We start from the raw sequence: 13,557 nt of genomic DNA, 5'->3' as shown, positions 1-13,557 counted from the left end.
GGCTTTATTGCGAGCGACTGCGCAGGTGACCCTCTCGCCACCCGGTCTTGTGGTCGACTCCGCCTACACCGGCCGGCTCCGCACGTCCGACGTGCACCAATGCGCCCACGACCTGGCCTGTCGATCAACCGGGCCGGGGGCAGTTCGCCTCCGTCGGCATAGGTCCCCGACACTCCGACATTGCCGTCCGGGCGTGGTCGAGACACCCGCATCGGTGAGAAGAACCCCACCTCCGCCTGCACGACAACCTTGAGGACGACCTCCGGCTCCGCCTTCGGCGCCACAGCGCGCTCGAGAACGCACAGGGCGACCACCTGTTGGACGTCCTCGACGCGGCCCTGCGCTGGCACCTTCTCCGTCTTCGCGGAAGGGAAAGGCGACGGCATCGAAGGCCGATGTGAGACGGCTGGGGCCTCGGGGCTCGGTGGGGACTGCGACGTCCACACCGAGCCCCGAGGCCCTCATGTCTGCCGTAACGCGCCCCGATACCGGGACCGGGAGCCTCAGTTATGCAACACGACCTAGCAAGACGAGCTGACGATGACAGCTTCTGCCGTGCCGGTGATCCTGACCCACATGCTCGTACTGCCGCCGTAGTACGAAAAAGCGCTTCCGCCGTCCCAGTAGCCGTTCACGGTGCAACCGCGAAATACCCGGAAGCCATCGACATCGTAGTAGTACCTGTAGCTTGCCGACGTACCGGAGAAGAGGTACATGCCGGCGTTGTACTTATTGATATTCCAGCCGTTCGACATACAGGGATGGCTGTCGCCGTAAGCGAACCCTCCCGAGGTCCAGCAGTTGGTGATGGCAATCCCATTACCAATCGAGCTGTTTAGTCGGACAACGCCGCCGCAGTACGGTGTACCACAGGTACCGGCTGATGCAGGGCTTGGTGCCGCTACGGAAATCATTGTGGCTGCGGCGATTGCCGCAGTCGCCTGGACTAGCGCACGGCGAATTCCACGCATTCGAGACATGCTACAGATCCTCCCCCGCTCTGTGGACTTCTGGAGTCTTTCACACCAATGCACATCGGTCAATGAATCGTGCCCAGTAGTGGAGCGTGTTGCTGCCACGGCCACTCACCTTGGTGGCCGTTCCTCGCCCATCAACCACTCCGCCAACCGCGCACCGCAGGCGCGGGCCTGCCGGCCTCGAAGTGCTAACCACCGCTGGCCGATCCGGGCGCCGGCGGTACCGCCACCGGCGAGGCGCTCGCCGCCGCACTCGCGAGTGGACATGTCGTGGGGAGCGCGGACGACGCGCCACGCGGTGGACGGTGTCTGCGTTGTTGTGACCCGCTATCACGTCGGACCTGCACCAACTCTCGGTCGACCCCTTGCCGGCAGGGCAGAGCAGGGCAGCCGCCACCCCGAACCCGATCCCGATCCGGCTACGAGCAGGTGCAGGCCCTACTCGGCGAGGGGCGCGACATCCGGGAGAACGCCCGACGACTCGGCATGGCCCGAGGCGCCGTCCGCCGCCGCGCCCGCGCGACCGGCGGTCTCAGCGATGGCCACATCAGATCTGCTCGCTTGGCCCACCGCGTTCGACGTGCGGCTGCTGTGGTTGGCGCTGGCCACCGCGAATCGGCGCCGCCGGCGGCTCCCTGCTCCGGCTGGGCTGCCGGCCGCCGTACAGCACGCGCGATGCCGACATGAATGCCTCACCCGAGCACAATCGGTTGGGGTGGCAGGCGGTTGCCGGGTCGAGCCGAACCGGTCACGAACTGTTCAGTCCGTTCCCGGGCTGGTCGCGGCATCGTCGTTCGTCAGGCGCGGTAGTAGGCGTCGATCGGAACGCGTGCCTCGTCGAACAGCGCCGGGCCGTCCTGCGCCACGGTCGGCCATGCGCCGGAGGCCGGGTTGAGTTCGACGAGCTGCTCGGTGGCCAGTGCGTAGACGACCCGGCCGAGCCCGGAGCGGATGATGCCTCCCGTGCACATGCCGCACGGCTGGCAGCTCGTGTACATGGTGGTGCGTGCTGCCGTGTCCGCGTCGAGTTCGCGGGCCGCCCAGCGGGCGAGCTTCAGTTCCGGGTGGGCGCTGATGTCGTTGTCGCGCCGTACGGTGTTGTGCGCTTCGACGAGGATCGTGCCGTGCGCATCGGCTAACAGGGAGCCGTAGGGCGCGTCGCCCAGGGTGATGGCGTGCGCTGCGATGGCGATGGCGCGTCGCAGGAGCTGCTCGTCGGCGGGGGTGATCATGATGTCTTCCTTCCGGTGTGTGGCCAGCGCGGTCGGTGCGGTGTGGTCAGCCGTAGGACGGTCCGGGGGCGACTTCGGGGAGGATCTCAGCCTGAGGCCCCCGCGACGCCGGCTCGTTCGCGCGCAGCGAGGATGTCCGGGACGTGCGTCTCGGCCCACTGTCGTACGGCACGCAGCGGAACCAGCAGGGAACGGCCGAGCTCGGTCAGGGCGTATTCGACGTGCGGCGGGTTGCCGCCCAGGTCGGTACGGGCGATCAGGCCGTCGGCCTCCATGGCGCGAAGCGTCTCGGTGAGGGCCTTGGGGGTGATCCCGCGGATGTGCGCCTTGAGCTCGGTGAACCGCATCGGTCCGTCCTCCAGTGCGTTGACGACGAACACCGTCCACCGCGCCCCGATGCGGTGCAGCACCGTGCGACTCGGGCAGGTCGCCGCCATGACGTTGTACGCCTTGCCCATGGAGATCCTCTCGGTAGCGTTGAAGATACCGGTATAGAATCTATACCGTCGCGGTCATGAGCGAGAACCTGACAGGCAAGCGAATCCTGGTCGTCGGCGGGGCCCGCGGTATCGGCGCCGAGATCGTCCGGCGCGCCGGACTGGCCGGCGCTGACGTCGTCGTCGCCACACGGTCCGGCCCCGAGGTGCAGATCGACGTCACCGAGGAGACCACCATCGCGCGGGCCGCGGAGTCCCTCGGCGCCTTCGACCACGTGATCTCCACCGCGTCGGCTCACCATGACGTGCCGGTGCCCGACCTCGAACACGACAAGATCCAGGCCGCGTTCTCCGCCAAGGTCGTCGGCCCGCTGCTGCTGGCCAAGCACTTCGCCCCACGGATGCCCGCCGGCGGATCGTTCCTGTTCTTCTCCGGCATCGTGGGCTGGCAGCCCAAGCCCGGCACCGTCGTCAAAGGCACCGCGAACGCCGCACTGGCCGCGCTGGTCACGCACCTGGCCGTCGAGCTCGCGCCGCTGCGAGTCAACGCCCTCGCGCCCGGGATCACCGACTCCGGCACCTGGGACCGGCTTCCGGACGAGCGTCGCCGTGCCTTGTACGCCAGCGCCGCCGCGGGCGCCCTGGCCGGCAGGGTCGGGACGCTCGAGGACGTCACCGACACCGCCCTGTGGCTCTTGGGTGCGGGATGGGTCACCGGCGAGACGATCCATGTCGACGGCGGCACCCGGCACCGCTGATCCCCACGCCACCTGGCCAAACCGGCCGCCCACCCCACTCGCCGGCCTACGACCTTGAGCCCGGCTGCTCTCCCCACCTCGGCATCCACACCTTCTCGTCGGGTGTGTCCAACCGCCTGGAGCTGAGGAAGTCGCGAAGTCTGCCGAGCGCGGGATGCGGGTTGTCGTCGCGCCAGATCAGTGACATCGGGTAGACCGGTGCCGGGTCGCGCACCGGTATGCGCCGCAGGTCGTAGCTGTCCGGCCACAGGTATCGCGTGCGTTCGCCGGCCAGCGTCGCCAGTTCCGCGGAGTCGGCGATCTCGGCCAGCAGTACCTCGTTTCCGAAGACCGGCCCGACCCGGTCGATGGTGAGACCGAACGCGGCGGCGAGTTCGTCGTAGTAGCTGGCCCATTCGGTGCCGGCGGCCATGCCGGGCATCCAGATGCGGTGTTCGGCGAGCTGTGCGGGCGTGACGGCGCGGGCGTTGGCGAGCGCGTGGCGTGGCCCGACGAGGAGCTCGTGGTGCTCGTCGATCACGCGGGCTGTCCTGATCGTGGCTGGCAGGTGACGCGCGGGGACGGGGACGGCGTGGAAGGTGGCGTCGATCGTCCCCGCCTCGACAGCGGCGGTCGCGGCGTGTACGTCGGCGTCGAGGGTCACGACATCCAGCTCGATCCGCGGATGCGTGCGGTGGAAGCCCTGCAGGAGCACCGCCGGCGCGGTCCGCCGACTGTGAACGTCGACGCGGAGAGCACGACGACCAGGGCGTACGGACGCGTCGGCGCGCTCGGCTACCCGGAGCAGTTCTCGGGCGTGGGGTAGGAAGGCCTGGCCGTCGACAGTGAGCTGGGCGCCGCGGGCCGTCCGGGCGAACAGCCGTACCTCTAATTCCTTCTCCAGCGCGGCGATGCGCTTGGACACGGCCTGCTGGGTGATCGACAGCGTGGCGGCGGCGTCCTGGAACCGGCCGGCGTCCGCGGCGGCGACGAAGGTACGGACGGCGTTGAGATCCACGAACGAGATCCTACGCACACAACGGTTGGTTGTGGCTCCCCGCCGTTTCGGTTGTTTGATCCGCCATCCCCGACCTTGCTTTGATCCCACCGGCCAACGGCGAGTTGTACGAGGCGGAAGGTGGGCTTGATGACCAGACGATCCCTGGGCCGGCAGTTCGGGTGGTTGTGGGCGTCCTACGCGGTCAGCGCCTACGGCTCCGGGCTCGGGTTCGGCGCGCTGCCCCTGATCGCCGTGCTGGTGCTGGACGCCAGCCCCGCTCAGGTGTCCGCGCTGTCCGCGGTGGGGCCGGCGGTGGGGGCGCTGATCGCCTTGCCGCTCGGGCCGTGGGTGGAGTTCCACCGCAAGCGGCCGGTGATGATCACGATGGACCTGGCCAGGTTCCTGGTCATGATGACGATCCCGGTCGCCTACGCCGTCGGCCTGCTCCGTTTCACCCAACTGCTGGTGGTGTCCGCCGTGGTCGCCGCATCGAAGATCGCCTTCAATGCCGCCAGCGGCGCCTACCTCAAGGCCCTCGTCCGGCCGGATGACCTGCTCGTCGCCAACGCGCGGTTCGAGTCGACGACGTGGAGTTCCATCGCCGTCGGGCCGCCCCTGGGCGGCGCGGCGATCGGCCTGTTCGGGCCGGTCACCACCGTGGTGGCCGACGCGCTCAGCTACCTGCTCTCCGCGCTGGGAGTCACGGCCATTCGGGGCCGGGACGAACCGTCGCGGCGAACCGACGAACGCCGAGCCCGCGCCGGCGACCTGCTCGACGGCTGGCGGCACCTGCTGACCCATCCCGGCCTGCGGGCGCTCTACCTCAACCAGCTGCTCGTCAACGGACTGATCATGGCCACGGAGCCGCTGCTGGCCGTGCTGCTGCTCCGCGAGCTCGGATTCCCGCCCTGGCAGTACGGCCTCGCCTTCGCCGCCCCCTGCCTCGGCGGGCTCATCGGCTCACGCCTTGCCCGCCGTGTCGTGGCCAGGTACGGCCAACACCAGATCCTGCGTATCGCCGGCACGCTGCGCGTGGTCTGGCTGATCGGCCTCGCCTTCGTCCAGCCCGGCCCCACGGGTCTCGCCACGGTGATCGTTGTCGAACTCGCGATCATCATCAGCATGAGCCTCTACAACCCGGTGCTGGCCACCTACCGGCTCCAACACACTCCCGAAGACCGCGTCGCCCGTACCCTGGCGGCCTGGTCGATCGGCAGCAGCGCGGCCATCGCCATCCTCGGTGCGCTCGGCGGACTGCTCGCCGCCGCCACCAGTCCACGCACGGCCATCACGGTCGCGGGACTGCTGATCCTCGCCAGCCCGCTGCTGCTACCCCGCCGCCAGGATTCCGCACCCGTATCCGAACGTGACACTGGAACGTCGGGATCGGTCGCCCCCTCAGGATCGACGTGGACGCGCTGCTGACGGAGGAGCCACTCCCTCGTCGCGGACGGCTCACTCCCGACGAGGCGCTGGTCCTGTTCGAGTGGCTGTACCGCACCGACGAGGCGACCAACGGCTTCGCCGACCTGGTCGAGGATCAGGCGGAGCAGCGGGCGTTGTGGAATCTCACCTGCCTACTGGAGGCGGAGCTGGTCGAGCCGTTCCTGCGGCACTACGACGAGCTGGTCGAGCAGGCCCGGGACCGGCTGCGGGATGACCTGTCCTGACCAGCCCGTTCGCCGTGCCGGACGTCGCGGGCTCAGGACGGCCGCCCGCCGAACCGCCAGTCGTGGACCTCGATGTCGGCATACCGATCCGGGCTGAGCACGGCGCGAGCGGCGTGCGGGTCCGCTGCCCTCAGCAACACCGCCGTACCCAGCCACGTGGCGCCGTCGTCGGAGAGCAGCGGCCCGTACGCGATCAGGTCGTCCCGGTCGGTCGGCACGGCGAGGTCCCCGGGTTCCCCTGAGCCGAGGCCGAGCACCAGGTACCGGTTGCCGCCGCTCCGGCCGCCGGGAAAGTCCCACATGGTGCGTCCGAGCAGGTTGCGCCACCGGCGCAGCAGCACGTCCCGGTACACGCCGGCCTGGTAGTTGGGCTCGTCGAAGGCGAACGCCCGGGCGGCCGCGGCGTCCGGCAGGTCGACGATGTGGAGACTGCCGGTGGGGATGTCGCCATCGCCGTCGAAGGTGGGCCCGCGGGCGATCATCTGTTCCGTGTACCGGTCCATGTAGGACCAGTGCTCCTCTGCCAGGTCCATCCGTAAGCTCAGTGAGTCGGGCCGGTCGCGGTGGTAGCAGAGGAACTGCATGGTCTCAGTGTCGCCCATCGGCTGAGGCCGATCCGCAACGCACCTTCCGGGGCACGCGACCAGCGGCAGGGCGTGGACGACATCTCCCCGCTTCCGGCTGTTAGCGTCCTCCTCGTGGCCAGCGTCGACGACCTTCAGCTCGCGTTCGACACGTCGGACCTGGCGGCGGAGCTCGCGCTCGCGCACTTCGAGTCCGGTGTTTCGGCAACGCTGAAGGCCGACGGCACGCCGGTCACGGAGGCCGACCGGGCGGTCGAGCGGTTGCTGCGCGACACGTTGTCCGCGGCGAGGCCCACAGACGCGCTCCTCGGCGAGGAACTCGGTCGACGCGGTGGATCCGATCGCGTCTGGATCGTCGACCCGATCGACGGCACGTCGTTCTTCAGCCGGCGCGACCCGAACTGGCGGATCCACCTCGCGCTGCAGGTTGCCGGGACCACCGAGCTCGCCGTCGTCACCGCACCTGCGCTGGGACGCTGCTGGTGGGCCACCCGCGGCGCTGGCTCGTACGAGTCGTCCTGGCCCCGAGCGGGAGCCGAATCGAAGCGCCTCGCGGTCAGCACGACGTCGACGTTGGCCGGCGCGCGGCTCGATGCGCTGGACGACGCGTCCCGGGCCCGTCTCCCACAAGGTGCGGCCCCCGTGCCGGCGAGTCCCCTCCCGCTCGTCGAGCTTGTCCGTGGTGAGATCGATGCCTTCCTGGTCGAGCGCTACCACATCTGGGATCACGCGCCGTGGATCCTTCTCGTCGAGGAAGCGGGCGGCCGCTTCACCGATCCGACCGGAGGCCGTGCGGGCGATCGGGGCGGTGGCCTGTACTCCAACGCCAACCTGCACGGTCGGTTGCTCGCCACGCTCCACTACCCGGCGCGCCCGTGACCGGCGGGGGAGCCGAGCAGGGCATTCCGGCGAGGAGCCGGAAGAGCAGCCCGGCGAGGAGTCGAGCCGCAGCGCGAACGGCCGGAGGTGGCGCCGCGACCAGGGAGCCCTAGGGTTTGACGACCCACTGGACGCTCAGCGGGCGCCCGCCGGTGCGCAGGAATTCCTGGGCCGCCTGGCAGGCCTGGGCCTTCGTGAGTTCGAAGGGCTCGGCGCCGTCGGGAAGGGCGAACCACGGGTTGTCGTACGCGTAAGCGGCGTCGCCGACGATGTGGCCGGCCGGGGCGCCGGGCGGCACCGGACCCCAGCCGAGCAGGAGGTCGTCCTCGGCCTCCCAGTACAGGTCGGACCGATCCTCGTAGAAGTTGAGGTGCAGGGTCCGTCGGCCGTCGTCGCTGGCGAGGGTCACGCCCGTGACCGGTTCGCGGGCGAGGATCGCATCGAGTGCCGCGCTGTCGGCCACCGCGGTGGCCGTGCCGTCAATCCACGCCTGCACGCGCCTTCACCTGGCTCCTGATCGCGGTCTCGGCCTCGCCCAACAGAAAAGGCAGGGAATGTGTTCCTGCCACTCTTAACGTATATCGCACCGGGGGTCTTGCCGCAAGACCCGGGTGGTGGCGCAGAATTCCGGACCGAAGCCGTCAGCCGGGGAAATCAGGCGTTCGCGTATGCCGCGAAACCGTGGCGGTGGCGGGGCCGAAAATGCGTTGTCCAATGGGGGGATTCGATGTTCGACGTGATTGTTGTCGGGGGTGGCCCGACCGGTCTGATGTTGGCGAGCGAGTTGCGGCTGCACGGCGTGCGGGTGCTCGTGCTGGAGAAGGCGGGGGAGCCGACGCGGCAGGTGCGCGCGCTGGGCCTGCACGTGCGCAGCATCGAGGTGATGGACCAGCGCGGTCTGCTGGAGCGGTTCCTGACGCTGGGCCGGCGGTATCCGGTCGGGGGGTTGTTCGCCGGCATCACCACGCCCTCGCCCGACCTGCTGGACACCGCGCACGGGTACATCCTCGGGATCCCGCAGACCACCATCGACCGGCTGTTGGAGGAGCGGGCCGCCGAACTCGGCGCCGAGATCCGCCGGGGTCGCGAGCTGGTCGGCTTGAGCCAGGACGACGCCGGGGTGACAACCGAGCTGGCCGACGGCACACGGTTGCGCGCGCGGTACCTCGTCGGTTGCGACGGCGGGCGCAGCACGGTGCGCAAGCTGGTCGGTGTGGCGTTCCCAGGGGAGCCCGCCACGGTGGAGACGCTGTTGGGTCACATGGAGGTGGCCGAGGCGCCGGAGACGGTGGCCGCCGTGGTGGCCGAGGTCCGCAAGACCCACACGCGGTTCGGCGTCGGGCCCGTCGGTAACGGGGAGTACCGGGTCGTGGTGCCGGCCGAGGGGATCGCCGAGGACCGATCGGTCCCGCCGACCCTCGAGGAGGTCAAGCGGCAGCTCCGGGCGTACGCGGGCACCGACTTCGGCGTGCACTCGCCGCGCTGGCTGTCCCGGTTCGGTGACGCCACCCGCCTGGCCGAGCGGTACCGGGTCGGGCGGGTGCTGCTGGCCGGCGACGCGGCCCACATCCACCCGCCGACCGGCGGGCAGGGGCTCAACCTCGGTGTCCAGGACGCGTTCAACCTCGGCTGGAAACTGGCCGCCGAGGTCAACGGCTGGGCGCCGGACGGGCTGCTGGACAGCTACCACGCCGAACGGCACCCGGTGGCCGCCGACGTGCTGGACAACACCCGCGCGCAGATGCAGTTGATGTCCACCGAACCGGGCGCCCGGGCGGTGCGCCGGCTGCTCTCGGAGCTGATGGACTTCCCGGACGTGAACCGGCATCTGATCGAGAAGATCACCGCGATCGGCGTCCGGTACGACTTCGGCGAGGGCCACGACCTGCTCGGCCGGCGGCTGCGGGACGTGCCACTGAAGCGGGGCCGGCTCTACGAGCTGATGCGCGGCGGACGCGGGCTGCTGCTGGACCAGACCGGCCGGCTCTCCGTCGACGGGTGGGCGGACCGGGTCGACCACGTCGTCGACGTCAGCGAGGAGCTGGACGCGCCGGCCGTGCTGCTGCGGCCGGACGGGCACGTGGCCTGGGTCGGCGACGACCAGCACAGTCTGCGACAGCAGCTGCCCCGGTGGTTCGGCGCCCCGGTCGGCTGAGGCCGTGGGCGGGCGGCGGAGGCTGTTCGCCCTCCGCCGCCCGCGTTCCCGTATCGCCTCGGCCGCCGCCCGGATCCGGTGCGCCGTGGCCGCCCTGACCGACGGGTTCCCGGCCGTCACGCCGAGCTGAGCCCCACCCCGGGTGTCACGCGCTCGTGAGGATGACGAGTTGCTGGGTCGCCCGCGTCATCGCGACATACCGGTCCACCGCCCCCTCGACGCCCTCACCGAACGCCTCCGCACCGACGAGGACCACCAGGTCGAACTCGAGCCCCTTGGACAGCTCCGGCGTCAGCGACCGGACCCGCGACGTCGTACGGAACGACGGATCGCCGATTACGCAGGCGACGCCGTCGGCGTGCGTGGCGAGCCACGTGTCGAGGATCGGGTGCAGGTCGGCGGCCTTCCCGCGCACGACCGGCAGGCCACTGCCACGGATGGAGGTCGGCACGTTGGCGTCCGGCAGCACCGCCCGGATGACCGGCTCCGCCTCCGCCATGACCTCCGCCGGCGTCCGGTAGTTGATGCTCAGCGACGCCATGCTCACCTGCTCGATCCCGACCCGCCGGAGGCGGTCCTCCCACGACTGCGTGAAACCGTGCCGCGCCTGGGCCCGGTCACCGACGATGGTGAAGCTCCGCGACGGGCAGCGCAGCAGCAACATCTGCCACTCCGCGTCGGTCAGCTCCTGCGCCTCGTCCACGACGATGTGCGCGAACGGCCCGGCGAGCCGGTCCGGATCGGCGTCGGACGGCTCGGTCTCGTCGACCAGGGACTCCCGCATGTCCTGCCCCCGCAGCATGGTGAACACACCCTCGCCGTCGTCGTAGGCGTCGGCCTCGATCAGGTCGTCGACGACCGTCGCCATGCGCTCGCGCACGGCGGCGACCGTGGCCTCGTGCCTCCGCCTCCGGCGGGAGGCCTCCGGGTCGCCGAGCCGCTGCCGCGCCGCGTCCAGGAACGGCAGGTCGGACACCGTCCAGGCCCGTGGCTCCGCGCGCTGCAGCGTCCGTACGTCCTCCCGGCCCAGCCCGGGAGCGCACCTGCGCAGGTAGGCCGGCACCGACCACAGGTCCCCCACGAGGTCGGCCGCGTCGAGCAGCGGCCACGCCCGGTTGAACGTGGTCCACAGCTCCCGGTTGCGCAGCAGCGCCCGGCGGACCAGCTCCTCCGGCTCGTCCCCGTCGTACTTCTGCACCAGGATGGTGAGCAACTCCTCCCAGACCTCGTCCCGTGCCTCGTTGTGCGGAATGCCCGGCCCCGGCGCCTCGAACGCCTCGGCCCAGTCGTCGGCGCTCAGCCAGATGTCGGCCTCGCCGGCGGTGACCGTCATCCCCGCGGCCGGCGGCTCCTCGTAGAACCGCACGGCCGCGTCGACGATCGACACCACGTCCGCGGACGCCTTCAGGCGCGCCACCTCCGGGTCGGTCTCGACCGTCGCCGAGGCCCCCTCCGGGACGAGGTCCCGCAGCGTGCAGGTCTGCACGTCCTCCTCGCCGAGGCTGGGAAGGACGTCGGCGACGTAGGCCAGATAGGGCTGGTGCGGCCCCACGAACAGCACCCCGCCGCGGCGGTGACCGAGGCGAGGGTCGGAATAGAGCAGGTAGGCGGTGCGGTGCAGGGCGACGACCGTCTTCCCCGTGCCCGGACCCCCGTCCACGACCAGAGCGCCGCGGGACCCCGCGCGGATGATGGCGTCCTGGTCGGCCTGGATGGTGGCGAGGACGTCCCGCATCCGCGTCGAGCGGCTGCTGCCCAGGCTGGCGATGAAGGCCGACTGGTCGTCCAGCGCGACATGCCCCTCGAACCCCTCCATCGCGAACACCTCGTCCCAGTAGTCGCTGATCCGGCCGCGGGTCCAGCGATACCTGCGACGGCTCGCCAGCCCCATCGGATTGGCGTGGGTCGCGCCGAAGAACGGCGCGGCCGCGGGCGAACGCCAGTCGAGCAACAGCTGACGGCCCGCGCTGTCGGTGAGGCCCCGACGGCCGACGTACACGGGCTCGGGGTTGTCCGCACCGACCATGCGCCCGATGCACAGGTCGACGCCGAACCGGCGCAGCGTACGCAGGCGCGCGGTCAACCGGCGGACCTCCATGTCCCGATCCGACGCCCGCCGCCCCTTCCCGGCGGGCGCCCGGCGCTCGGCGTCGAGGCGTTCGGACAGGTCGGTCCGCAACTGGTCGAGGCGCTCGGCGATGGCCGCGAACTGCTGCTCGTCGCGAGCGACAAACGACGGGTCGCCCTTGGGGGAGAGGCGGTCGGAGAGGTCGAACACGGCGGTGGTGGGTACGCGCATTTCGTACTTCCATTTCGCAGTTCCTGGCCTGGGCGGACGATTCTGCGGCACCACCCGGGTCTTGCCGCAAGGCCCCCGTTGCGCTATATTCTGAAAGTGGCACGGGGGCGTGCCATTTTTTGTGCCTTGGGCGCGGAATGGCAAGGCGGCGGCGCCGATGGGAACACTAGCCGGTCACGCGGCCCGTTCTCCGAATACGAGAAATCGTCGACCGTGCCCCAGGGCCGGGGATATTCTGAAAGAAAGAATCCAGAAACACCCGCACGCGCCGGTCGACATACTCGCCCCTGCGCCGGTCGAGTGATCTGGCTCATGCTGTGTCACAACCGGCGACCGCGCGGTGCCTTCACGGTCGAACCCCGAACGGAAGGGACACACCATGACCGGGAACACCGAGGTGGTCGTGATCGGCGGCGGGTACGCCGGTGTCATGGCGGCCAACCGTCTCACCCAGCGCGACGACGTGACGGTGACTCTGATCAACCCACGCCCGACCTTCGTCGACCGGATCCGCCTGCACCAACACGTGGCCGGGTCCGCCGACGCGGTCGTGGAATACCCGAAGGTCCTGGCCGAGCGGGTCGAGCTGGTCGTCGACACCGCGACGGGAATCGACACGGCCGAGCGCCGCGTCACGTTGGCCACGGGCGGCACGCTCGGCTACGACTACCTGATCTACGCGGTGGGCAGCGGCAGCGCCGACCCGCGGGTGCCCGGGGCCGCCGAGTTCGCCCACCCCATCGCCACACTGGAGGAGGCGCAGCGGCTGCGGCCGGTCCTCGACGCCGCACCCGCCACGGCCGCGGTGACCGTGGTCGGCGCCGGCCCGACCGGCATCGAGACCGCCGCGGAGCTGGCGGAGGCCGGCCGGCGGGTGACCCTGGTCTGCGGCGGGGTGCTCGGCCCGTACCTGCACCCGCGCGGACGGCGCTCGGTCGCCACGCGGCTCGCCCGGCTCGGCGTCACCGTGATCGACGGCACCGACAGCACCGTGACGGCCGTGACCCGCGACGCCGTGCGGCTCGCCGACGGCCGCGAGCTGCCGAGCGCGGTCACGATCTGGACCGCCGGGTTCGGCGTGCCGGACCTGGCCCGCCGCAGCGGGTTGCGCACCGACGCCCTGGGCCGCCTGCTCACCGACGAGACGCTGACGAGCGTGGACGACCCGCGGATCGTCGCGGCCGGCGACTCGGCGGCGCCGTCGGGGCTGCCGTACCGGATGAGCTGCCAGGCGGCGATGCAGCTGGGCCCGCAGGCCGCCGAGACGGTGCTGCGCCGGGTCGCGGGCGCGCAACCGGCCCCCGTCGACGTGGGCTTCTTCGGCCAGTGCGTCAGCCTGGGGCGTCGCGCCGGCATCTTCCAGTTCGCCCACCGCAACGACACCGCGAAGGGCCTCCACATCGGTGGCCGCCCGGGGGCGACGGTCAAGGAGTTCATCTGCCGGGGCATCCTCTGGCAGATGACGTACGAGGCACGCCGGCCCGGTGCGCGCACCTGGTGGGTCAAGGACGACCAGCGCCCGCGGCTGCTGCGCGCCGGGCGTGGCGACGCGCTGACCCCGGCCGACCGGGCGGTCTGACCCGTGCA

The 13,557-nt window shown here is 70.8% G+C and carries 13 protein-coding genes; 6 read left to right on the top strand and 7 right to left on the bottom strand.

Translation table 11 applies throughout. The annotated features are described in order from the left end of the window. Positions 1 to 521: 521 nt before the first annotated feature. The 3 genes from SM573_RS27225 to SM573_RS27215 form a co-directional block, all read right to left on the bottom strand. Complete coding sequence (locus SM573_RS27225) at positions 522 to 971, bottom strand: hypothetical protein (RefSeq protein WP_474614134.1); 450 nt, start codon at positions 969 to 971, stop codon at positions 522 to 524. An 803-nt stretch (positions 972 to 1,774) separates the two neighbouring features. After that, entirely contained in the window at positions 1,775 to 2,209 is a 435-nt protein-coding gene (locus tag SM573_RS27220; protein WP_474614135.1) for a nucleoside deaminase, read from the bottom strand. Positions 2,210 to 2,295: 86 nt separating this feature from the next. After that, positions 2,296 to 2,667: a winged helix-turn-helix transcriptional regulator gene (locus tag SM573_RS27215; protein ID WP_474614136.1), complete on the bottom strand. Its 372-nt coding sequence runs from the start codon at positions 2,665 to 2,667 to the stop codon at positions 2,296 to 2,298. A 56-nt stretch (positions 2,668 to 2,723) separates the two neighbouring features. Between SM573_RS27215 and SM573_RS27210 the strand changes: the two genes are divergently transcribed. Continuing rightward, positions 2,724 to 3,404, top strand: a complete 681-nt coding sequence (locus tag SM573_RS27210) for an SDR family oxidoreductase (protein ID WP_474614137.1) — start codon at positions 2,724 to 2,726, stop codon at positions 3,402 to 3,404. Between the two features lie 46 nt (positions 3,405 to 3,450). Here the strand turns inward: SM573_RS27210 and SM573_RS27205 are convergent, their stop codons facing one another. Continuing rightward, complete coding sequence (locus SM573_RS27205; RefSeq protein WP_474617356.1) at positions 3,451 to 4,401, bottom strand: LysR family transcriptional regulator; 951 nt, start codon at positions 4,399 to 4,401, stop codon at positions 3,451 to 3,453. Positions 4,402 to 4,530: 129 nt separating this feature from the next. Here SM573_RS27205 and SM573_RS27200 point away from each other — a divergent pair, with 129 nt between their 5' ends. Together SM573_RS27200 and SM573_RS27195 are read left to right on the top strand one after the other, a co-directional pair. Next, positions 4,531 to 5,808 carry an MFS transporter gene (locus tag SM573_RS27200; protein WP_474617355.1) on the top strand — a complete coding sequence of 426 codons (1,278 nt, stop codon included), beginning with the start codon at positions 4,531 to 4,533 and terminating at the stop codon, positions 5,806 to 5,808. Then, positions 5,793 to 6,053, top strand: a complete 261-nt coding sequence (locus tag SM573_RS27195) for a hypothetical protein (protein ID WP_474617354.1) — start codon at positions 5,793 to 5,795, stop codon at positions 6,051 to 6,053. The genes SM573_RS27200 and SM573_RS27195 overlap by 16 nt, the downstream gene beginning before the upstream one ends. Before the next feature lie 32 nt (positions 6,054 to 6,085). Here the strand turns inward: SM573_RS27195 and SM573_RS27190 are convergent, their stop codons facing one another. Next, positions 6,086 to 6,637 (bottom strand): YciI family protein, encoded by a 552-nt coding sequence (locus SM573_RS27190; RefSeq protein ID WP_474614214.1) that lies wholly within the window; start codon positions 6,635 to 6,637, stop codon positions 6,086 to 6,088. A gap of 114 nt (positions 6,638 to 6,751) precedes the next feature. Between SM573_RS27190 and SM573_RS27185 the strand changes: the two genes are divergently transcribed. After that, positions 6,752 to 7,516 (top strand): inositol monophosphatase family protein, encoded by a 765-nt coding sequence (locus tag SM573_RS27185; RefSeq protein ID WP_474617353.1) that lies wholly within the window; start codon positions 6,752 to 6,754, stop codon positions 7,514 to 7,516. A 109-nt stretch (positions 7,517 to 7,625) separates the two neighbouring features. On the opposite strand, the gene SM573_RS27180 is transcribed toward SM573_RS27185, so the two are convergent. Continuing rightward, positions 7,626 to 8,012, bottom strand: coding sequence for a hypothetical protein (locus SM573_RS27180; protein ID WP_474617352.1), 387 nt, complete (start codon positions 8,010 to 8,012; stop codon positions 7,626 to 7,628). 231 nt (positions 8,013 to 8,243) lie between these two features. On the opposite strand from SM573_RS27180, the gene rox reads away from it, so the two are divergent. Next, positions 8,244 to 9,671 (top strand): rifampin monooxygenase, encoded by a 1,428-nt coding sequence (rox, locus tag SM573_RS27175; RefSeq protein ID WP_474617351.1) that lies wholly within the window; start codon positions 8,244 to 8,246, stop codon positions 9,669 to 9,671. A gap of 145 nt (positions 9,672 to 9,816) precedes the next feature. Here the strand turns inward: rox and helR are convergent, their stop codons facing one another. Next, positions 9,817 to 11,970 carry an RNA polymerase recycling motor ATPase HelR gene (helR, locus tag SM573_RS27170; RefSeq protein WP_474617350.1) on the bottom strand — a complete coding sequence of 718 codons (2,154 nt, stop codon included), beginning with the start codon at positions 11,968 to 11,970 and terminating at the stop codon, positions 9,817 to 9,819. Between the two features lie 379 nt (positions 11,971 to 12,349). On the opposite strand from helR, the gene SM573_RS27165 reads away from it, so the two are divergent. Further along, entirely contained in the window at positions 12,350 to 13,549 is a 1,200-nt protein-coding gene (locus SM573_RS27165; RefSeq protein ID WP_474617349.1) for an NAD(P)/FAD-dependent oxidoreductase, read from the top strand. The last annotated feature ends 8 nt before the right edge of the window (positions 13,550 to 13,557 follow it).

The sequence above is a fragment of the Micromonospora xinjiangensis genome, assembly GCF_056150165.1.
Note: the sequence above shows the minus strand (reverse complement) of the source record. Positions and strands in the feature narration are given on the sequence as shown.

What these genes read in the sequence shown, in the direction of transcription:
- SM573_RS27225 (WP_474614134.1), bottom strand. Translation starts at nt 971, where the DNA reads ATGCGTGGAATTCGCCGTGCGCTAGTCCAGGCGACTGCGGCAATCGCC.
- SM573_RS27220 (WP_474614135.1), bottom strand. Translation starts at nt 2,209, where the DNA reads ATGATCACCCCCGCCGACGAGCAGCTCCTGCGACGCGCCATCGCCATC.
- SM573_RS27215 (WP_474614136.1), bottom strand. Translation starts at nt 2,667, where the DNA reads ATGGGCAAGGCGTACAACGTCATGGCGGCGACCTGCCCGAGTCGCACG.
- SM573_RS27210 (WP_474614137.1), top strand. Translation starts at nt 2,724, where the DNA reads ATGAGCGAGAACCTGACAGGCAAGCGAATCCTGGTCGTCGGCGGGGCC.
- SM573_RS27200 (WP_474617355.1), top strand. Translation starts at nt 4,531, where the DNA reads ATGACCAGACGATCCCTGGGCCGGCAGTTCGGGTGGTTGTGGGCGTCC.
- SM573_RS27190 (WP_474614214.1), bottom strand. Translation starts at nt 6,637, where the DNA reads ATGCAGTTCCTCTGCTACCACCGCGACCGGCCCGACTCACTGAGCTTA.
- rox (WP_474617351.1), top strand. Translation starts at nt 8,244, where the DNA reads ATGTTCGACGTGATTGTTGTCGGGGGTGGCCCGACCGGTCTGATGTTG.
- helR (WP_474617350.1), bottom strand. Translation starts at nt 11,970, where the DNA reads ATGCGCGTACCCACCACCGCCGTGTTCGACCTCTCCGACCGCCTCTCC.
- SM573_RS27165 (WP_474617349.1), top strand. Translation starts at nt 12,350, where the DNA reads ATGACCGGGAACACCGAGGTGGTCGTGATCGGCGGCGGGTACGCCGGT.